Raw genomic sequence first — 18,413 nt, 5'->3', positions numbered from 1 at the left:
CAGGACGGCCGGCGAGGACCCGGCGCACGAGAATCAGACGGCCCGCGACAGTGAGCCGCGCATTACGGTGAACCAAGAGAAGGCCTCCACTTCGGTGACGTTAGACACCACCAATCGTGGAGGCCTTCTCCCTACCCGAGTGTCACCAACGTGCCGACCGGGTACAGCTAGCGCGGCGCGAGCAGCGCCTCGGCCTCGTCCAGCGTCGCCTCGGCACCGGATCCCTCGGCCTCGAGCACCACGCGGTCGCCGGCGCCCAGCGCGAGGTCCATCACCGCCAGGACGCTCGCCGCATCGACCGCCCGCTCGCCGGCCCGGATCAGCAGGCGCCCTTCCACGGCCTGCGCGAGCCGCGCCAGCTCGGCCGCCGGGCGCGCGTGCAGCCCCTGCGCCAGGCCGATCGTCACGCTCCGCTGCACCATGTCCTCAACCTACCCGCGCCCGTCGTCGCCGAACCCGCGCTCATCCGGCGAGCCCGCGGTCGATCAACCGCGGGCTCGGTGAAGCAGCGCGGGTTCGGCGATCACTCGTCGGGATGGATGCCGAACGAGGCGAGCCGGGCGCCGAGGGCGCGCGCGTTCGGCATGTCGCGATCCATCCAGCGGGCGAAGGGCTCCTGCGTGATCCCGCGCAGCCAGTCCTCGCGCCGCTTCTCGTCGATCAGCGCCTGCTCGGGCGTCCGCCCGCGAAGGAAGTGCGGATCCGTGTACTTGCTCGCGCCGTCGAATTCGCCGTGCCCCTTCTTGAATCCGAAGTCGACCCACAGGTCGCTGCCGTCCGGGCCGAGGAAGTGCACCTGGAGCCGGATGACGCGGAAGCCCAGCACGTGGAGGAACCATCGGCTCGCGCTCTCTCCGGGTGAGTCGGCGCGTGAATCCGCGAAATCCGCGACGATCCGCGCCCGTCGGATGCCCCGTGCCCCCGGCGCGCGAGCGATGCGTTCGCGCAGGCGATCGCGGAACTCATGCTCGACGGGGACCAGCCGCAGCGCGGCGTCGGTGAGGGCGACCCCCGCTTCCGGGCGCATCACGCGGATCAGGTCGAACACCGTGCGGTCGAGCGAGGTGACGAGCATGCCGTCGACGTCGACGACATCCTGATCGTCGAGCGGCGCCTCGTGGCGCACCACGAAGGCGTTCGCGGCAGCCGCCCGGCTCGCGCCGGCGAGCACGTGAACGCGGTCATCGCGCTCGCGGAAGAGCGGCAGCCCCTGGACGGCGGCCGCCGTGACGCCCGCGAGGACGGGACGGCCCCGCGCGGCCTGGAGTGCCGCCTGCGCGCCGGCCCGCTGCCGCTGCTCGCTGTGCGCGGCTCGCCACTCCGAGGCCTTCACGAACGCACCGGGTCGGATGCGATGCGCGCGTCCCTCGGCCACGGCCTTCCGTATCGCGCGATCGGTCATCCCGAGTTCCTCGAGGTCGGCGCGGGTGTAGACGGTGAGAGGCTCGTTCATGCGCGCGAGCCTGCTCCTCCGCGCACGGAGCCGTTCGGCCGCGCCGCACCGACCCGCACAACCCGCCCTTTCGCGGGGCTGTGGACGACATGTCGCCGAACCCGCGCTCATCCGGCGAGCCCGCGGTCGATCAACCGCGGGCTCGGCGAAGCACCGCGGGTTCGCGGGGCGCCCCAGTCTGTGACGGCGTGTGACGGGCCGCGTGACACCGGCGCGGCGTCGAACCTACCGTGGGGGCATGAGCGACAACGTGATCCGGGAAGTGCTGCCGATGCAGCGCGCCGTGGTCTCGGCATGGCCGAGCGCGTGGATCGACGCGCTCGCGATGTGCGCGGATGCGGACGGCGTCGCGCTCGTCACGCTCGCGGGGGAGCGGATCCTCCTGGACGCGCGCGTGCGCCTCGGCGCGGGGGAGCCGGTGGCCTTCCACCCGGTCGCCGAGGTGCTGGCCGTCGGCGGCGAGCTGATCCGCGCCCGCCGCCGCTGAGCGCGCGGCCTGACGAGATCAGGCCATCGACATCGAGGCCATCGCCTTGCGGCAGGTCTCGACCATCGCCTCGCACGCCATGGCGCAGATGCGGCAGTGCTCGTGCATCTCGGCGTGCATGCGGCACTCCGCCGCGCAGGCCTCGCCCATCGTCATGCAGGCGGTCATCATGGCGTGCATGACGGCCGAGTCGTAGCCCATCGGGCGCATCATCATGCGCATGGTCGCCGTGGCGACGTCGGCCATGTTGGCGCACATCGCCGAGCACGTGGCCATGTCCTCGCCCATGTCCGCGTCCGCGCACATGGTCGCGGTCATGCTCACGGCCGAACACGCCTCCATGCACTCCTGCATCATCGCCATGTCCATGCCCGAGGTCGACGCCTCCGGCATGGCCTGCATCATGTCCATCATCATGCCCATGTCCAGATCCCTTCGGTCTGCGCCGGCCCCGCGGACCGGTCCTCCTGCGGGCATGGTACGTCGCGGCGGCGGGGCCGCCAAGGGGCCGCCCCGCCGCCGGCGGCGACTCAGGACACGCGGTCGAGAAGCTCGCGCACGGACGCCTCGAGGGCCGCGAGGCGCGCGGCCGAGTCCGCCGCCGATTCGCCGCGCACGTCGAGGTAGACCTTGAGCTTCGGCTCGGTGCCGCTCGGCCGCACGATCACGCGCGAGCCGTCGTCCAGGCCGTAGCGCAGCACGTCCCCGCCCAGCCGTGCGGGGTCCTGCAGCAGGTCCGTCGCCTCGGTCACGGAGCGCTCGCCGAACGCGGCCGGCGGCTCGGCGCGCAGCGTGGCCATGATGGACGCGATCACCGAGACGTCGTCGACGCGCACCGACACCTGCCCGCTCGCGTAGAAGCCGATCTCGGCCGTCAGGTCGTCGAGCGCATCGGCGATCGTCCGCCCCTGCCCGCGCGCCTCCGCGGCGAGCTGGAGGAACGCGACGGACGCCGAGATGCCGTCCTTGTCGCGCACCGTGCCGGGGTTGACGAGGTAGCCCAGGGCCTCCTCGTAGCCGAAGACCAGGCCCGGCGCACGCGAGATCCACTTGAACCCCGTGAGCGTCTCGTGGAAGCCGAGCCCGTGCTTCTCCGCCAGGGCGCCCAGGCCGGGCGAGGAGACGAGCGAGCAGGCCAGGGACGCGCCGGGCTCGCCCGCGTGCGCCCGCGCGGCACGGCGCCCGAGGAGCAGCCCCACCTCGTTCCCGGTGAGGCGGCGCCATCCGCCCTCGCCCTCGCCGGCCGGGACGGGGATGGCCACGGCCAGGCGGTCGGCATCCGGGTCGTGGGCGATCACGAACTCCGCGTCAGCCGCGCGCGCGGTCGCGAAGGCCAGGTCCATGGCTCCCGGCTCCTCGGGGTTCGGGAACGCCACGGTCGGGAACGCGCCGTCGGGCTCGATCTGCTCGGCCACGACCGTCGGGGCCGGGTAGCCGGCGGCCTCGAGCACGCGCGCGAACGTCTCCCAGCCCACCCCGTGCATGGCCGTGTACACCCAGCGGGTGCCGGCCGCGCCCTCGGGGGCGGGACCGACCGCGGCCGTCGCGGCGACGTACGCCTCGACGACGGCGTCGTCCGCGATCTCGTAGTCGGTCGAGCGCGGCAGCTCCGTGACGGGCGTGCCGTCGGCGACCCGGCGGATGCAGGCCGCGATCGACGCGTCGGACGGCGCCACGATCTGCGCGCCCTCGTCGCGCCCGCCGAGGTACACCTTGTAGCCGTTGTCGTTCGGCGGGTTGTGGCTCGCGGTCACCATGACGCCCGCGTCTGCACCGAGGTGGCGCACCGCGAACGCCAAGACCGGCGTGGGCAGGCGACGCGGAAGCAGGATGGCCCGCAGCCCCGCGCCCGCGAAGATCTCGGCGGAGTCGCGCGCGAACACGTCGGAGTTGCGCCGACCGTCGTAGCCGATGACCACGGTGGGTGCGCCCGCGCTGTCGCGCTCGCGGAGGAACTCGGCGAATCCGGCCGCGGCCTGCGCCACGAGCACGCGGTTCATCCGGTTGCTGCCGGCGCCGAGCGCGCCGCGCAGTCCCGCCGTGCCGAACTGCAGGCGGCCGTCGAAGCGGTCCGCGAGCTCGTCCGCGGCGTCCGGGTCGCCGGCCTCCGCGCGTTCGATCAGGCCGGCCAGCTCGTCGCGCGTCTCGGCGTCGGGGTCCTGCGCGAGCCAGGCGCGCGCCTGCGCGAGCACTCCGTCCATCGCCGCGCTCACAGGCGCTCGATGACCTTCGCGAGGAGCCCGGAGATCACCGGCTCGGCCTGGCGGCCCGCGTCGATGACCTCCTCGTGGCTCAGCGGGTCGGGCGAGATGCCGGCGGCGAGGTTGGTGATGAGCGAGAAGCCCAGCACCTCCATGCCCGCCTCGCGCGCGGCGATCGCCTCGAGCGCCGTGGACATGCCGACGATGTCGCCGCCGATGGCCCGCGCCATCCGCACCTCGGCCGGCGTCTCGTAGTGCGGCCCGCGGAACTGGCAGTACACGCCCTCGTCGAGCGACGGGTCGACCGAGCGGGCGATCTCGCGCAGCCGCGCCGAGTAGAGGTCGGTGAGGTCGATGAACGTCGCGCCCTCGAGCGGCGAGTCCGCCGTGAGGTTGATGTGGTCGCTGATCAGCACCGGCTGACCCGCCCGCCACGTCTCCCGGATGCCGCCCGCGCCGTTCGTGAGGACCATCGTCGTCGCACCGGTCGCGGCCGCGGTGCGGACGCTGTGCACGACCCGGCGCACGCCGTGGCCCTCGTAGTAGTGGGTGCGAGCGCCGATCACGAGCACGTGGCGGCCGCCGGCCGTGCGCAGCGAGCGGATGGTGCCGACGTGGCCCTCGAGGGCAGGCTTGGAGAAGCCCGTGACCTCGGTCGCGGGGATCTCGGCCACGGTCTCGCCGATCAGCTCGGCGGCCCGGCCCCATCCGCTGCCCAGCGTGACGGCGATGTCGTGGCGCTCCACGCCGGTCAGGCGCGCGATGTCGGAGGCCGCGGTCCGGGCGACCTCGAAGGGGGAGGCCGCGGCCTCCAGCGGATGGGCGTTCGTCATGGCACCACGATAGTTCGGGGTTTCCGCTTTCCGGCTCGCGCGCGGTCTCCCGCGTCGTCCGCACGTCGGTCGCCCGGATGACGCCCGTGGGGAACAATGGGGGGCATGGTCTTCGACTTCGAACGCAGGCAGCGCATCGCGATCCTCGGCGGAGGGCCGGGCGGCTACGAGGCCGCCCTCGCCGGCGCCCAGCTCGGAGCCGACGTCACCGTCGTCGAGCGCGCGGGCATCGGCGGATCGGCCGTCATCAGCGACGTCGTGCCGTCGAAGACCCTGATCGCGACGGCCGACGCGGCGCTCGCGATCGCCGAGGCCGGCGACCTCGGCGTCCAGTTCTACGCGAAGGGCGACACGGGCAAGCCGCTCAAGCCCGAGATCGCCATCAACCTGCTCGCGATCAACAAGCGCCTGCTCGCGCTCGCCGGCCAGCAGTCCGAGGACATGCGCAGCCGCCTGCTGGAGGCCGGCGTCCGGATCATCGCGGGCCACGGCCGCCTGGAGGGCGAGGACGCCGTCGTCGTCTCGACCGGTCCCGACGGCACCGACTTCGACCGCATCGAGGCCGACACGATCGTCGTCTCGACCGGCGCGACGCCGCGCGAGCTGCCCGCCGCGCGGCCCGACGGCGACCGCATCTTCACGTGGAAGCAGCTGTACAACCTGACCACCCTGCCCGAGCACCTCGTGGTGGTCGGCTCGGGCGTGACCGGTGCGGAGTTCGCCTCGGCGTACATGAACCTCGGCGCCAAGGTGACGCTGGTCTCCAGCCGGGACCAGGTGCTCCCTGGCGAGGACGTGGATGCCGCCAAGGTCCTGGAGAAGGTGTTCAAGCGCGGCGGCATGAAGCTGCTCGCGAAGTCGCGCGCCGAGAAGGTCGAGAACACGGGCGACGGCGTCGTGGTGACGCTGTCGGACGGCCGCACGGTCGAGGGATCGCACTGCCTCATGGCGGTCGGCGCGATCCCCAACACCGCGGGCATCGGCCTCGAGGAGGCCGGCGTGCAGATGACCGAGTCCGGCCACATCCGCGTCAACAAGGTGAGCCGCACGTCCGTGCCGAACATCTACGCCGCGGGCGACTGCACGACCCTCATGCCGCTGGCCTCGGTCGCGTCGATGCAGGGCCGCACGGCGGTCTTCCACGCGATGGGGGACACCGCGATCCCGCTCGAGGAGCGCAAGATCGCCTCCAACATCTTCACCAACCCCGAGATCGCGACGGTCGGCTGGACCGAGCGGCAGATCGACGACGGCACCGCGGACGGCGAGGTGTGCATGCTGCCGCTCGCCGCCAACCCGCGCGCCAAGATGATGGGCGTCAAGGACGGCTTCGTGAAGCTGTTCGCGCGCACCGGGTCGGGCACCGTGATCGGCGGCGTGATCGTCGCGCCGAAGGCGTCGGAGCTGATCTTCCCCCTGTCGATCGCGGTCGAGCGCCGCCTCACGGTCGACCAGCTCGCGCGCGCGTTCGCGGCCTACCCGTCGCTGACGGGATCCATCACGGACGCCGCCCGCGCGATGCACCACGTCGACACGAGCGGCTTCACCTCGGCCTGATCGGATTCGCGCCCGCCGATCGTCGGGCAGCGTGCGGGAAGCGCCGAGATCACGCCGCCGGGCGGTGTTGTGCTGTGCGATCCGTCCGGATGCTCTCGATCTGGTGAGCAATCTGCGTCGTTCTGACTGATCCCATTGCTCGGTCTGCGGCGCGGGCGTAGCGTGTGCCGTGTCCGGACCAGGACGGCGATGGCGCCCACAAGGTGCCGCGCGAACGAGGAGGTTCCGCGGATGTCGATCTCCCTGCCCGTGCCCCGCAGCGAGCTCATCGAGGGACTCGACGCGCCGCTCGGCGTGCTGGATCCCGAGGGCTCCCGGAGGGCGTCCCCGCTCCTCGACGAGAGCCTCGGCGACGTCGACGAGTCGGTCCTCACCGACCTGTACGTCGACATGTCGGTCGTGCGCCGCGTCGACGAGGAGGCCTTCGCGCTGACCCGTCAGGGCGCGCTGGTGCTGTGGCCACCGTTGCGCGGCCAGGAGGCGGCGCAGGTCGGGGCGCTCCGCGCGCTGCGCGACGAGGACTTCGTCTTCCCCTCGTATCGCGAGCACGCTCTGGCCGTCCTGCGCGGAGCCGATCTCGCGGACGTGCTCGCGGTCTGGAAGGGCGCTGCCCTGTCGGGCTGGGATCCGTTCGCCCAGCGCCTCGCGCCGTCGCAGATCATCATCGGCGCCCAGACGCTCCACGCGACCGGCTACGCCATGGCCGCGCGCCGCGACGGCGGCGACGACATCGCGCTGGCCTGCTTCGGCGACGGCGCCACGAGCGAGGGGGACGTGAACGAGGCGATGGTGTTCGCGGCCTCGTTCCGCGCTCCGGTCGTGTTCCTGTGCCAGAACAACCAGTACGCGATCTCCGAGCCGGTCGGCGTGCAGTCGCGGACGCCGCTCGCGCTGCGGGCGACCGGGTTCGGCATCCCCGCGCTGCGTGTGGACGGCAACGACGTGCTCGCCGTCCTCGCGGCCGTGCGCATTGCCGCCGAGCGCGCGCGCACCGGCGGTGGCCCGACGTTCGTCGAGGCCGTGACCTACCGGATGGGACCCCACACGACGACCGACGATCCGGGCCGATACCGGGACGACGCCGAGGTCGCCGCGTGGCACGCCAAGGATCCGATCGACCGCCTCGAGCGGCACCTGGCGCGGATCGGCGCGCCGGTCGACCGCATCCGCGAGGAGGCGGCGATCCGCTGCGACGCGATCGCGGCGCAGGTGAGGGCCGCGGCCGACCGGATCGCGGCGCCGGCCCCGGAGTCGATGTTCGACCACGTCTACGTGGAGCCCACCCGCCGCCTCGAGCGTCAGCGTGCGCAGCACCGGGCCTTCACGGCGAGCGTGGAGGGGCTGCGATGACCGCCGAGACGCTCACGCTCGGCCGCGCGGTCGGCCGGGCGCTGAGCGACGCGCTCGACGCCGACCCGGCCGTGGTGCTGATCGGCGAGGACATCGGCCGGCTCGGCGGTGTCTTCCGGGTGACGGACGGACTGCAGGCCCGGTTCGGGGCGGATCGCGTGATCGACTCGCCGCTCGCGGAGTCCGGCATCATCGGCGCGGCCGTCGGGATGGCGTACCGCGGTGCGCGGCCCGTCGTCGAGATCCAGTTCGACGGCTTCGTGCTGCCGGCGCTCGACCAGATCATCGCGCAGGTCGCGCGGATCCGCTTCCGCACGCGCGGGCGGGTGCGGATGCCGCTCACCATCCGGCTCCCGTACGGCGGCGGCATCGGATCCGTGGAGCACCACGGCGAGTCTCCCGAGGCGTACTTCGCGCACACCCCCGGGCTGCGCGTCGTGACGGCGGCCGATCCGCAGGAGGCGTACTCCACGCTGCGGGCCGCGATCGCGAGCGACGACCCCGTGCTGTTCCTCGAGCCCAAGGCCCGGTACTGGACCAAGGGCGAGGTGGATGTCGCGATCGCGCGCGACCTGGAATCGGCGCGCCTGCTGACCCGCGGGCGCGACGTCACGCTGGCGGTGTACGGCCCGCTCGTGCAGACGGCGCTCGAGGCCGCCACCGCGGCGCTCGACGAGGGGATCGAGATCGAGGTGGTCGACCTGCGCTCGATCTCGCCGCTGGACGTCGACGCGGTCGTCGCGAGCGTCGAGCGCACGGGGCGGCTCGTGGTGGCGCACGAGGCGCCCGCCGAGGCGTCCGTCGCGAGCGAGCTCATCACGAGCGTGGTCGAGCGCGCCTTCGCGGCGCTGGAGGCGCCGCCCGAGCGGGTCACGGGATACGACACCCCGTACCCGCCCTCCGCGATCGAGTCGCACTACCTGCCGGGCCTCGACCGCGTCCTCGACGCGGTCGACCGGACGCTCGGGCGGCGTTCGTCGCACGAGCTGCTCGAAGGGAGCGCACGATGAGCGTCGTGTTCCGGCTGCCCGACCTCGGCGAGGGGCTCACAGAGAGCGAGATCGTGAGCTGGAAGGTCGCCGAGGGGGACGAGGTCGCCCTCAACCAGGTCATCGCCGAGGTCGAGACCGCCAAGGCGGTCGTGGACCTGCCGAGCCCTTACGCGGGCGTGATCCGCCGGCTCCATGCGGCCGAGGGCGACACCGTGGAGGTGGGCGCCCCGCTCGTCGAATACGACGTCGAGGGGGCGGGCGGCCCGTCCGCGCCCGGCGGCGCACCGGCGCCCGCCGCCGAGCCCGAGCCCGCCGTGCCCGAGCCCGCATCGCCCGAGCCCGCCGAGCCCGGGCCGGCGGAGTCGTCCCCGTCGCCGAAGGAGCAGGGCGAGCCGGCCGCGGAGCGCGTGGCCATGCTCGTGGGATCCGTGCAGGTCGCCGACGGGCGGCGGCCGAAGCGCGCCGCGCGCACGTTCGAGCAGACGCCGTTCGTGCGTCAGGAGCGGCGCCGTGTGCGCGCCTTCCCGCCGGTGCGGCGGCTCGCGAAGGAGCGCGGCATCGATCTCGCGGCGGTCGTCCCGACGGGAGAGGGCGGTCTGATCACCCGCGAGGACCTCGAGCGCTCGGCAGCCGGTCCGGCGGCACCCGCCTCCCGGCGGGAGCGGGTGAGCCGCCTGCGCAAGCAGACGGCGAAGGCCATGACCGCCGCGCTCGCGGTGCCGCACGCCGCGTGCTTCCTCCAGACGGACGTGACTGAGACCCTGCGGCTCGCCCGCGATCCGGCGGATGACGGCGCGCCGTCGCCGACGCTCCTCTCGCTGGCGTGCCGGGCGATCGTCCTGGCGGCGAAGCGAACGCCCGGCGTCAACGCGACGTTCCATGCCGACGAGGAGGAGATCGAGTTCCACGGCCGGATCAACCTCGGCATCGCGGTCGCGACCGACCGGGGGCTGGTCGTGGCGAGCGTGGACGACGCGGACCGCCTCGACGCGACCGAGCTCGCCGAGGCGATCGCGGCGCGCGCGGGCGAGGCGCGCGACGGATCGATCGGCGTGGCGGCGCTCACCTCGTCGACCCTGACCGTCTCGAACGTGGGCGTCTTCGGCGTCGACGGCGGCATCCCGATCCTCACGCCCGGACAGTCCGCGATCGTGGCGCTCGGCGCCGTCCGCCGGCTGCCGTGGGAGCACGACGGCGGAATCGCGCTCCGCGAGGTCATGACCCTCACGGTGTCGTTCGACCACCGCGTGATCGACGGGCGCGAGGCGAGCGTGTTCCTGCGCGACGTGGGGCGGATGCTCGAGCGGCCGGCCCTCGCGCTCGCGCGGGGCTGACGGGGACGAACGCGGATGGCGACGGGAGGGCGGCGATGGAGCGGCTGACGACGCAGGTCGACCCCGGCGGCGCGGAGGCGACCGCCCGTGCCGAGGCCATACGCGGGCTCGTCTCGGAGCTGCGCGAGCGGCTGCGCGCGACCGCGCTCGGCGGACCCGCCCGCGCGCGAGAGCGGCACGCGGCACGGGGCAAGCTGCTGCCGCGCGAGCGCGTCGACCTGCTGCTGGATCCCGGCAGCCCGTTCCTCGAGCTCTCGCCGCTCGCGGCGAACGGGCTGTACGGCGACGAGGCGCCCGCCGCCGGCATCATCACCGGCCTCGGGCTCGTGTCGGGCCGCCGCTGCATGATCATCGCGAACGACGCGACCGTGAAGGGCGGCACCTACTATCCGCTCACGGTCAAGAAGCATCTGCGCGCGCAGCAGGTCGCCCGCGAGAACCGGCTGCCGTGCATCAGCCTCGTCGACTCCGGCGGCGCGTTCCTTCCGATGCAGGACGAGGTGTTCCCCGATCGCGAGCACTTCGGCCGCATCTTCTACAACCAGGCGACCATGAGCGCCGACGGGATCCCGCAGATCGCGTGCGTGATGGGATCCTCCACGGCCGGCGGAGCGTACGTCCCGGCCATGAGCGACGAGACCGTCATCGTCGCGGAGCAGGGCACGATCTTCCTCGGCGGCCCGCCGCTCGTGAAGGCCGCAACCGGCGAGGTCGTGACGGCCGAGGAGCTCGGCGGCGGCGAGCTGCACGCGACCGTGTCCGGCGTCGCCGACCACCTGGCCGAGTCGGACGAGCATGCGCTCAGCATCGTGCGCGACATCGTCGCGACCCTGCCGCACAGCCCGGCGCCGCCGTGGGAGGTCGTGCCGGCCCAGGATCCGCTCGTGGATCCCGGCACGCTGGCCGCGGCGATCCCCGTCGACCTGCAGACCCCGTACGACGTGCACGAGATCATCGCCCGGCTGGTCGACGGCAGCGCGTTCCACGAGTTCAAGGCCGGCTTCGGAACCACGCTCGTCACCGGGTTCGCGCGCATCCACGGCCACCCGGTGGGCATCGTCGCCAACAACGGCGTGCTGTTCTCCGAGAGCGCGCAGAAGGGCGCGCACTTCATCGAGCTGTGCGATCAGCGAGGCGTGCCGCTGGTGTTCCTGCAGAACATCACGGGCTTCATGGTCGGCGCCGAGTACGAGCGCGGGGGGATCGCCAAGCACGGCGCCAAGATGGTCACGGCCGTCTCCTGCGCCCGGGTCCCCAAGCTCACGGTCGTGGTCGGAGGATCCTTCGGGGCGGGCACGTACTCGATGTGCGGGCGCGCGTACGATCCGCGCTTCCTGTGGCTGTGGCCCAACGCGCGCGTGTCGGTGATGGGAGGCGCGCAGGCCGCGCGGGTCCTGTCCACCGTCAAGCGGGAGCAGATCGAGGCCGACGGCGGGCAGTGGAGCGAGGCCGAGCAGCAGGCGTTCGAGGATCCCATCCGCGCCCGGTACGAGGAGCAGGGATCGCCGTACTACTCCACGGCGCGGCTGTGGGACGACGGCGTCATCGACCCCGCCGACACCCGCCGCGTGCTCGGGCTCGCGCTCGACGTCGTCGGACAGGCGCCGCTGCCCGACATCCGCTATGGCGTGTTCCGGATGTGACCGGCGATGTTCGACACCGTCCTCATCGCCAACCGGGGCGAGATCGCGCTCCGGATCATCCGCACGCTCGACCGGATGGGCATCGCGTCCGTCGCCGTCTACTCGGACGCTGATGCGGACGCGCCGCACGTGCGCGCCGCGACCACGGCGCTGCGGATCGGCCCCGCCGACGCCCGCCGCTCCTACCTCGACGGCGACGCCGTCATCGCCGCGGCGCTCGCCGCGGGCGCCCAGGCGGTGCATCCCGGGTACGGCTTCCTCTCCGAGAACGCCGCGTTCGCGCGCGCGTGCGCCGACGCGGGCCTGGTGTTCATCGGGCCGCCGCCGTCCGCGATCGAGACCATGGGCGACAAGATCCGCGCGCGGGCCGCGGTCGAGTCCCGCGGCGTCGCGACGGTGCCGGGCATCGCGCGCGCCGGCCTCGACGACGCCGCGCTCGTCGCGGGCGCCGCGGACGTCGGCTATCCCGTGCTGGTCAAGCCGTCGGCGGGCGGCGGCGGCAAGGGCATGCACCGCGTCGACCGGCCCGAGGAGCTGCCCGCCGCGCTCGCGCAGGCGCGCCGCGAGGCCGCCGCCGCGTTCGGGGACGACACCCTGTTCGTCGAGCGCTTCGTGGCGCAGCCGCGGCACATCGAGGTGCAGGTGCTCGCCGACGCGCACGGCACGGTCATCCACCTCGGGGAGCGCGAGTGCTCGTTGCAGCGCCGGCACCAGAAGGTGATCGAGGAGGCGCCGAGCCCGCTGCTGGATGCGTCCCAGCGCGAGGCGATCGGCCGGGCCGCGTGCGAGACGGCGCGCGCGGTCGGGTACACGGGCGCGGGCACGGTCGAGTTCATCGTGTCGGGCGCGCGCCCGGACGAGCCGTTCTTCATGGAGATGAACACCCGCCTGCAGGTGGAGCATCCGGTCACGGAGCTCGTCACGGGCGTCGATCTCGTCGAGCAGCAGCTGAGCGTGGCCACGGGCGAGCGCCTGGCGCTCGCGCAGGAGGACATCCGTCTCGACGGCCACGCGATCGAGGCGCGGATCTACGCCGAGGACCCGGCGGCGGGCTTCCTGCCGACCGGCGGGCGCCTGATCGACGTGAGGTGGCCGCGCGCCGTGCGCGTGGACGCGGGCGTCGAGGCCGGCACGGTCGTGGGCGCCCACTACGACCCGATGCTCGCCAAGGTCGTCGCGCACGCCGCCACGCGCCGGCAGGCGGTCGCCGCCCTCGCCGACGCGCTGGCCGACACGCACCTGCCGGGCGTCGTGACGAACGTGCGGTTCCTGCGCAGCCTGCTCGCGGTGCCCGCGGTCGTGGCGGGCGATCTGGACACCGGACTGGTGGACCGCGAGGCCCCGGCGCTCGCGGGCGACCCCGTGCCCGACGCGGCGTTCGCGGCGTGCGCCCTGCACGACGTCCCCGCCGTCACGGGGCCGTGGCGGGCCGACGGGTGGCGCGTGTCGGGCGCCCGCGGGGCGGTGCTGCGCTACGTCGACGGCGACGAGCGTGTGACCGTGACGCTCGCCGGCGACGGTCGCACCGCCACCGTCGAGCGCGCGGGGACGTCACGGGAGGTGCGGCTCTGCGAGCTCGAGGGCATCCGGGTCCTCGCCGAGCCTGACGGGAGCGCCCTGTGGGTGACGGGCCCGGACGGGGATCATCGCGTCGCGCGCCCGACGCCCGGGCGCCGCGCCCGGCGCGAGACCGCGCCGGGACTCGCCTCGCCCATGCCGGGCACCGTCGTGGCCGTGCACGTCGACGACGGCGCGCTGGTGGAGGAGGGAGCCGCGGTCGTGAGCGTCGAGGCGATGAAGATGGAGCACGTGCTGCGGGCCCCCATCGCGGGCGTCGTCAGCCTCGCGGCCGTGCTCGGACAGGCGGTGGCGCGCGGGCAGCAGCTCGCGACCGTCGCTGCGAGGGAGGAGGCCTCATGAGCGAGTCTGGATCCGAGGAACGCCGCATCACCCAGCGGGGGCTGTGGTTCGAGGAGTTCGAGACCGGCGTCGTCTACGAGCATCGCCCCGGTCGCACCCTCACCGAGGCCGACGACGTCCTGTTCACGACGCTCACGATGAACTCGCAGGCCCTGCATCTCGACGCGCACTGGGCCGCGCAGACGGAGTTCGGCGAGCGGCTCGTCAACTCGATGATGACCCTCGCGACGATCGTCGGGATGTCCACCGGGCAGCTCACGAACGGCACGATCGTCGCCAACCTCGGCTTCTCGCTGGTCGAGTTCCCGGCGCCCATGCGCCACGGCGACACGCTCTACGGCGAGACGCGCGTGGTCGAGACCCGCGCGTCCCGGTCGCGCCCGGGGCAGGGGATCGTCACGCTCGAGCACATCGGCCGCAATCAGGACGGCGTGATCGTGGCCCGCGCCGTGCGCGCCGTGCTGATGCAGGGGAGGCCGGTGTGAGCTTCGACATGGGCCCGGCCATCCTGTTCTGCCCGGGGGACCGCCCCGACCGGTTCGGGAAGGCGGCCGAACGGGCCGACGCGGTCGTGCTGGACCTCGAGGACGCCGTCGCGCCGGAGGCGAAGCAGGCCGCGCGCGCTGCGGTCGCCGCCTCGGCCATCGACCCCGCGCGCACGATCGTGCGGGTGAGCGACGCGCGCTCGGGCCTGCTCGCCGACGATCTCGCGGCTGTCCGGAGTTCGCCGTACCGCGTCGTGATGCTCGCCAAGACCGAGGGCGCCGACGACGTGGACGCGCTGGGCGACCTCGACGTCGTGGCGCTGTGCGAGACCGCGGCGGGCGTGGTGAACGCGGCCGCGATCGCGGCGCATCCCCGCGTCGTCGCGCTCATGTGGGGCGCCGAGGACCTCGTGGCGTCGCTCGGCGGCACCTCGAGCCGCGACCGGGCGGGCGCCTACCGCGCCGTCGCGATGCACGCGCGGTCGAGCGTGCTCCTCGCCGCGGGCGCGGCGGGGAAGACCGCGATCGACGCGGTCCACCTCGACATCGCCGACGTCGACGGCTGCCGCGCCGAGGCCGAGGACGCGGCGGCGAGCGGGTTCGGCGCGAAGGCCGCGATCCATCCGTCGCACGTCGCGCCCATCCGGGAGGCCTTCGCGCCGTCGGACGACGAGATCGCATGGGCGCGCGACCTGCTCGCCGAGGCACGCCTCGCCGAGGGCCGCGGCGTCTTCCGCTTCCGAGGGCGCATGGTCGACGAGCCGGTCCTCAGACACGCGCGCGCCATCCTCGCGCGCGAAGCCCGCGGGGCCACGAGCCCCGCCCCGTGAAAGGAGACGACGATGTCGATCGTCACGCCCACCCGGACGCCGGTCCCCGGGACCGAGATGCTCGAGCCCGAGCTGCAGGAGCTCGCGCATCGCGTGCGCGCCTTCGCGGATGACGTCGTCGCTCCCGCGGCGTACCGGTACGACACCGAGCGGCGCCTGCCGCTCGAGATCATCGCCGAGATGGGGCGGATGGGCCTGTTCGGCCTGCCGATCTCGGAGGAGTACGACGGCCAGGGCAAGACCTACCTGCACCTGTGCATCGCGGTCGAGCAGCTCGCGCGCGTGGACCAGTCGATCGCGGTGACGCTCGAGGCCGGTCTCGGCCTCGGGGCGATGCCGATCTACCGCTTCGGCACCGAGGAGCAGCGCCGGGCGTACCTGCCGCCGCTCGCGCGGGGCGAGAACCTGGCGGCGTTCGGTCTCACGGAGGCCGAGGCGGGATCGGACGCGGGCGCGACGCAGACGACGGCGACGCTCCAGGACGGCTGGTGGACGATCGACGGGACCAAGCAGTTCATCACGAACTCCGGAACGCCCATCACGAGCGTCGTCACGGTGACCGCCGTGACGGGGGAGCGCCGCGCCCAGGACGGCACGCGCCGGCCGGAGCTCTCGTCGATCATCGTGCCCGTGCCGACGCCGGGATTCACGGCGCTGCCCGCGTACGACAAGGTCGGCTGGCACACGTCCGACACGCATCCCCTTGTGTTCGACGGCGTGCGGGTGCCCGAGGAGAACCTGCTCGGCGAGCGCGGCCGCGGGTTCTCGAACTTCCTGAGCATCCTCGACGAGGGGCGCGTGGCGTTCGCGGCGTTGTGCGTCGGCGCGGCGCAGGGCTGCCTCGAGGAGGCGGTGCGGTACGCGAAGAAGCGGGTGGTGTTCGGCAAGCCGATCGGCGACAACCAGCACATCGCGTTCACGATCGCCCGGATGCAGGCCCGTGTCGCCGCGGCCCGCGCCGTCATGCACGACGCGGCCCGCCGGATCGACGCCGGCCTGCCGTTCACGACCCAGGCGTCGCTCGCGAAGCTCATCGGCTCCGAGGCGGCCATGGACAACGCCGCCGACGCCACCCAGATCTTCGGCGGCTACGGCTTCATGAACGAGAGCCCGGTCGCGCGGCACTACCGCGACGCGCGCATCCTCACGATCGGCGAGGGCTCGACCGAGGTCCAGCTCGGCGTCATCGCCCGCAGCCTCGGCTTCGAGAACGCGTTCTCTTGAGGAGCGTCTCGCACGCTCGCGCCGACGCTCCGCGCCGGACACTCGCGAGCGAGGAACGTCGCTGACGCTCCGTTCGGCAGCGCTTCGCGCTGCGATTGGTCGCTTCGCTCCACGCTCGCTTCGCTCGCACGACCGTAGATGACCCGGGCTCGGTGTCGGTCGTTGAGCGGAGCGAAGCGGAGACGAAACGGCTGAGACGCGACTCGCACTCCGCGGTGGACCACACCATGCGTTGACTGGTCCTGGGCGACGAGACTGGTCGCGGCGAGACCAGTCTCGTCGCCCGAGACCAGTCTCATCGCGCGTCAGCTGATCTGGAGGAGCTGGTGGCCCGCCGGGACCGTGGTGCCGGGGGTGGCGTCGATCTTGGCGATCACGCCGTCCTTGTGGGCCTGCAGCGGCTGCTCCATCTTCATCGCCTCGAGCACGACCACCAGGTCGCCCTTCACGACCGTCTGGCCCTCCTCGACCGCGACCTTGACGACCGTGGCCTGCATGGGCGACTTGAGCGCGTCGCCCGAGGCGCCGCTGGTCACCGCGCCGGCCGCGTGGCTGCGGCGCGACGGCGGCACGATCGCGGGGCGGCCGGCGGTGCCGGGCGCCTGCGCGATGCGGTCGGGCAGGCTGACCTCGAGGCGCTTGCCGGCGACCTCGACGACCACGGTGTGGCGCGACTCGGCGGGCTTGGGCGCCTCGAGCTCACCGTCCCAGGCGGGGATGTCGTTCTCGAACTCGGTCTCGATCCAGCGCGTGTACACGCCGAACTCGCCGCTCTCGGCCGTGAACGCGGGGTCGCGGACGACCTTGCGGTGGAACGGCAGCACGGTGGGCAGGCCGGCGACCTCGAACTCGTCGAGCGCGCGGCGCGAGCGCTCGAGTGCCTCGGCGCGGTCGCGGCCGGTGACGATGATCTTGGCGAGCAGCGAGTCGAACGCGCCGCTGACCGAGTCGCCGGCGGTCACGCCCGAGTCGAGGCGGATGCCGGGGCCGCCGAACGTCTTGAAGACGTGGATCGGGCCGGGCTGCGGCAGGAAGCCGCGGCCGGGGTCCTCGCCGTTGATGCGGAACTCGATCGAGTGGCCGACCGGGGTCGGGTCGTCGTAGTCGATCGTGCCGCCCGCGGCGATGCGGAACTGCTCGCGCACCAGGTCGATGCCCGTGACCTCCTCGGACACGGGGTGCTCGACCTGCAGACGCGTGTTGACCTCGAGGAACGAGATGGTGCCGTCGGCGCCGATCAGGAACTCGCACGTGCCGGCGCCGGTGTAGCCGACCTCGCGCAGGATGGCCTTGGACGCCTCGTACAGCGTGGCGTTCTGCTCGTCGGTCAGGAACGGCGCGGGCGCCTCCTCGACGAGCTTCTGGTGACGGCGCTGCAGCGAGCAGTCGCGCGTGGAGATCACGACGACGTTGCCCTCGGCATCCGCGAGGCACTGGGTCTCGACGTGGCGCGGCTTGTCGAGGTACTTCTCGACGAAGCACTCGCCGCGGCCGAACGCCGCGATGGCCTCGCGCGTGGCCGACTCGAACAGCTCGGGGACCTCCTCGAGCGTGCGGGCGACCTTCAGGCCGCGGCCGCCGCCGCCGTACGCCGCCTTGATGGCGATCGGCAGGCCGACCTCCTTCGCGAACGCGACGACCTCGTCGGCCGTGTCCACGGGACCCGGCGTGCCGGGGGCGAGGGGAGCGCCCACCTTCTCGGCGACGTGCCGCGCGGTGACCTTGTCGCCGAGCGCCTCGATCGCCTCGGGCGACGGGCCGATCCAGATCAGGCCGGCGGCCTGCACCGCGCGGGCGAAGTCGGCGTTCTCGGCGAGGAATCCGTAGCCGGGGTGCACCGCGTCGGCGCCCGAGCGTCGGGCGACCGACAGGATCTTGTCGATCTGCAGGTACGTGTCGGCGCTGGTCTGTCCGTCGAGCGCGTACGCCTCGTCGGCCAGGCGCACGTGCAGCGCGTCCCGGTCCTGATCTGCGTAGACGGCAACGGACGAGATCCCCGAGTCGCGGGCCGCGCGGACGATGCGAACGGCGATCTCGCCGCGGTTCGCGATGAGCACCTTGGCGATGGCAGGCATGGGTTTCAGCCTACCTACGCCGGGGCATC

16 protein-coding genes are annotated in these 18,413 nt (G+C 73.3%); 10 read left to right on the top strand and 6 right to left on the bottom strand.

The genetic code is table 11. From position 1 onward, the window contains the following. Positions 1–167: 167 nt before the first annotated feature. Positions 168–422 carry an HPr family phosphocarrier protein gene (locus tag ACYVGN_RS09840; protein WP_460790452.1) on the bottom strand — a complete coding sequence of 85 codons (255 nt, stop codon included), beginning with the start codon at positions 420–422 and terminating at the stop codon, positions 168–170. Positions 423–523: 101 nt separating this feature from the next. Then, complete coding sequence (locus ACYVGN_RS09835) at positions 524–1,453, bottom strand: type IV toxin-antitoxin system AbiEi family antitoxin domain-containing protein (protein ID WP_460790450.1); 930 nt, start codon at positions 1,451–1,453, stop codon at positions 524–526. A gap of 238 nt (positions 1,454–1,691) precedes the next feature. Here ACYVGN_RS09835 and ACYVGN_RS09830 point away from each other — a divergent pair, with 238 nt between their 5' ends. Further along, positions 1,692–1,940 carry a hypothetical protein gene (locus ACYVGN_RS09830; protein WP_055990379.1) on the top strand — a complete coding sequence of 83 codons (249 nt, stop codon included), beginning with the start codon at positions 1,692–1,694 and terminating at the stop codon, positions 1,938–1,940. Positions 1,941–1,958: 18 nt separating this feature from the next. Here ACYVGN_RS09830 and ACYVGN_RS09825 read toward each other — a convergent pair whose 3' ends face one another. From ACYVGN_RS09825 to ACYVGN_RS09815, 3 genes are all read right to left on the bottom strand, one after another. Continuing rightward, a complete protein-coding gene (locus ACYVGN_RS09825; protein WP_268777925.1) occupies positions 1,959–2,363 on the bottom strand; it encodes an aldehyde dehydrogenase in 405 nt (134 codons plus the stop codon). Between the two features lie 107 nt (positions 2,364–2,470). Further along, entirely contained in the window at positions 2,471–4,141 is a 1,671-nt protein-coding gene (locus ACYVGN_RS09820; RefSeq protein ID WP_460790448.1) for a phospho-sugar mutase, read from the bottom strand. An 8-nt stretch (positions 4,142–4,149) separates the two neighbouring features. Beyond that, complete coding sequence (locus ACYVGN_RS09815) at positions 4,150–4,974, bottom strand: purine-nucleoside phosphorylase (RefSeq protein ID WP_055990373.1); 825 nt, start codon at positions 4,972–4,974, stop codon at positions 4,150–4,152. Positions 4,975–5,079: 105 nt separating this feature from the next. On the opposite strand from ACYVGN_RS09815, the gene ACYVGN_RS09810 reads away from it, so the two are divergent. From ACYVGN_RS09810 to ACYVGN_RS09770, 9 genes are all read left to right on the top strand, one after another. Further along, entirely contained in the window at positions 5,080–6,531 is a 1,452-nt protein-coding gene (locus ACYVGN_RS09810; RefSeq protein ID WP_460790446.1) for an NAD(P)H-quinone dehydrogenase, read from the top strand. Positions 6,532–6,762: 231 nt separating this feature from the next. Continuing rightward, positions 6,763–7,881, top strand: coding sequence for a thiamine pyrophosphate-dependent enzyme (locus ACYVGN_RS09805; RefSeq protein WP_460790444.1), 1,119 nt, complete (start codon positions 6,763–6,765; stop codon positions 7,879–7,881). Continuing rightward, the gene (locus ACYVGN_RS09800) at positions 7,878–8,891 is read left to right on the top strand and encodes an alpha-ketoacid dehydrogenase subunit beta (protein ID WP_460790442.1); all 1,014 of its coding nucleotides are present in this window, start codon (positions 7,878–7,880) and stop codon (positions 8,889–8,891) included. The genes ACYVGN_RS09805 and ACYVGN_RS09800 overlap by 4 nt, the downstream gene beginning before the upstream one ends. Then, complete coding sequence (locus ACYVGN_RS09795) at positions 8,888–10,207, top strand: dihydrolipoamide acetyltransferase family protein (protein ID WP_460790441.1); 1,320 nt, start codon at positions 8,888–8,890, stop codon at positions 10,205–10,207. The genes ACYVGN_RS09800 and ACYVGN_RS09795 overlap by 4 nt, the downstream gene beginning before the upstream one ends. 35 nt (positions 10,208–10,242) lie before the next feature. Further along, positions 10,243–11,850 (top strand): carboxyl transferase domain-containing protein, encoded by a 1,608-nt coding sequence (locus tag ACYVGN_RS09790; RefSeq protein WP_460790439.1) that lies wholly within the window; start codon positions 10,243–10,245, stop codon positions 11,848–11,850. Between the two features lie 6 nt (positions 11,851–11,856). Then, positions 11,857–13,770 (top strand): ATP-binding protein, encoded by a 1,914-nt coding sequence (locus ACYVGN_RS09785; protein WP_460790438.1) that lies wholly within the window; start codon positions 11,857–11,859, stop codon positions 13,768–13,770. Beyond that, positions 13,767–14,255, top strand: a complete 489-nt coding sequence (locus tag ACYVGN_RS09780; RefSeq protein WP_134745411.1) for a MaoC family dehydratase — start codon at positions 13,767–13,769, stop codon at positions 14,253–14,255. Before ACYVGN_RS09785 ends, ACYVGN_RS09780 begins: the two co-directional genes overlap by 4 nt. Continuing rightward, positions 14,252–15,085 carry an HpcH/HpaI aldolase/citrate lyase family protein gene (locus ACYVGN_RS09775; protein ID WP_460790437.1) on the top strand — a complete coding sequence of 278 codons (834 nt, stop codon included), beginning with the start codon at positions 14,252–14,254 and terminating at the stop codon, positions 15,083–15,085. Before ACYVGN_RS09780 ends, ACYVGN_RS09775 begins: the two co-directional genes overlap by 4 nt. A 12-nt stretch (positions 15,086–15,097) precedes the next feature. Then, positions 15,098–16,309, top strand: a complete 1,212-nt coding sequence (locus ACYVGN_RS09770; protein WP_460790435.1) for an acyl-CoA dehydrogenase family protein — start codon at positions 15,098–15,100, stop codon at positions 16,307–16,309. Between the two features lie 305 nt (positions 16,310–16,614). On the opposite strand, the gene ACYVGN_RS09765 is transcribed toward ACYVGN_RS09770, so the two are convergent. Next, a complete protein-coding gene (locus ACYVGN_RS09765; protein WP_055990347.1) occupies positions 16,615–18,384 on the bottom strand; it encodes an acetyl/propionyl/methylcrotonyl-CoA carboxylase subunit alpha in 1,770 nt (589 codons plus the stop codon). Positions 18,385–18,413: the final 29 nt, after the last annotated feature.

The sequence above is a fragment of the Microbacterium lacusdiani genome, from assembly GCF_054779895.1.
This window is presented reverse-complemented; position numbering and strand designations above follow the sequence as displayed.

Bases quoted from the DNA above. Each gene is read 5' to 3' on its own strand.
- ACYVGN_RS09840 (WP_460790452.1), bottom strand. From the start codon at position 422: ATGGTGCAGCGGAGCGTGACGATCGGCCTGGCGCAGGGGCTGCACGCG.
- ACYVGN_RS09835 (WP_460790450.1), bottom strand. From the start codon at position 1,453: ATGAACGAGCCTCTCACCGTCTACACCCGCGCCGACCTCGAGGAACTC.
- ACYVGN_RS09830 (WP_055990379.1), top strand. From the start codon at position 1,692: ATGAGCGACAACGTGATCCGGGAAGTGCTGCCGATGCAGCGCGCCGTG.
- ACYVGN_RS09825 (WP_268777925.1), bottom strand. From the start codon at position 2,363: ATGGGCATGATGATGGACATGATGCAGGCCATGCCGGAGGCGTCGACC.
- ACYVGN_RS09820 (WP_460790448.1), bottom strand. From the start codon at position 4,141: ATGGACGGAGTGCTCGCGCAGGCGCGCGCCTGGCTCGCGCAGGACCCC.
- ACYVGN_RS09815 (WP_055990373.1), bottom strand. From the start codon at position 4,974: ATGACGAACGCCCATCCGCTGGAGGCCGCGGCCTCCCCCTTCGAGGTC.
- ACYVGN_RS09810 (WP_460790446.1), top strand. From the start codon at position 5,080: ATGGTCTTCGACTTCGAACGCAGGCAGCGCATCGCGATCCTCGGCGGA.
- ACYVGN_RS09805 (WP_460790444.1), top strand. From the start codon at position 6,763: ATGTCGATCTCCCTGCCCGTGCCCCGCAGCGAGCTCATCGAGGGACTC.
- ACYVGN_RS09800 (WP_460790442.1), top strand. From the start codon at position 7,878: ATGACCGCCGAGACGCTCACGCTCGGCCGCGCGGTCGGCCGGGCGCTG.
- ACYVGN_RS09795 (WP_460790441.1), top strand. From the start codon at position 8,888: ATGAGCGTCGTGTTCCGGCTGCCCGACCTCGGCGAGGGGCTCACAGAG.
- ACYVGN_RS09790 (WP_460790439.1), top strand. From the start codon at position 10,243: ATGGAGCGGCTGACGACGCAGGTCGACCCCGGCGGCGCGGAGGCGACC.
- ACYVGN_RS09785 (WP_460790438.1), top strand. From the start codon at position 11,857: ATGTTCGACACCGTCCTCATCGCCAACCGGGGCGAGATCGCGCTCCGG.
- ACYVGN_RS09780 (WP_134745411.1), top strand. From the start codon at position 13,767: ATGAGCGAGTCTGGATCCGAGGAACGCCGCATCACCCAGCGGGGGCTG.
- ACYVGN_RS09770 (WP_460790435.1), top strand. From the start codon at position 15,098: ATGTCGATCGTCACGCCCACCCGGACGCCGGTCCCCGGGACCGAGATG.
- ACYVGN_RS09765 (WP_055990347.1), bottom strand. From the start codon at position 18,384: ATGCCTGCCATCGCCAAGGTGCTCATCGCGAACCGCGGCGAGATCGCC.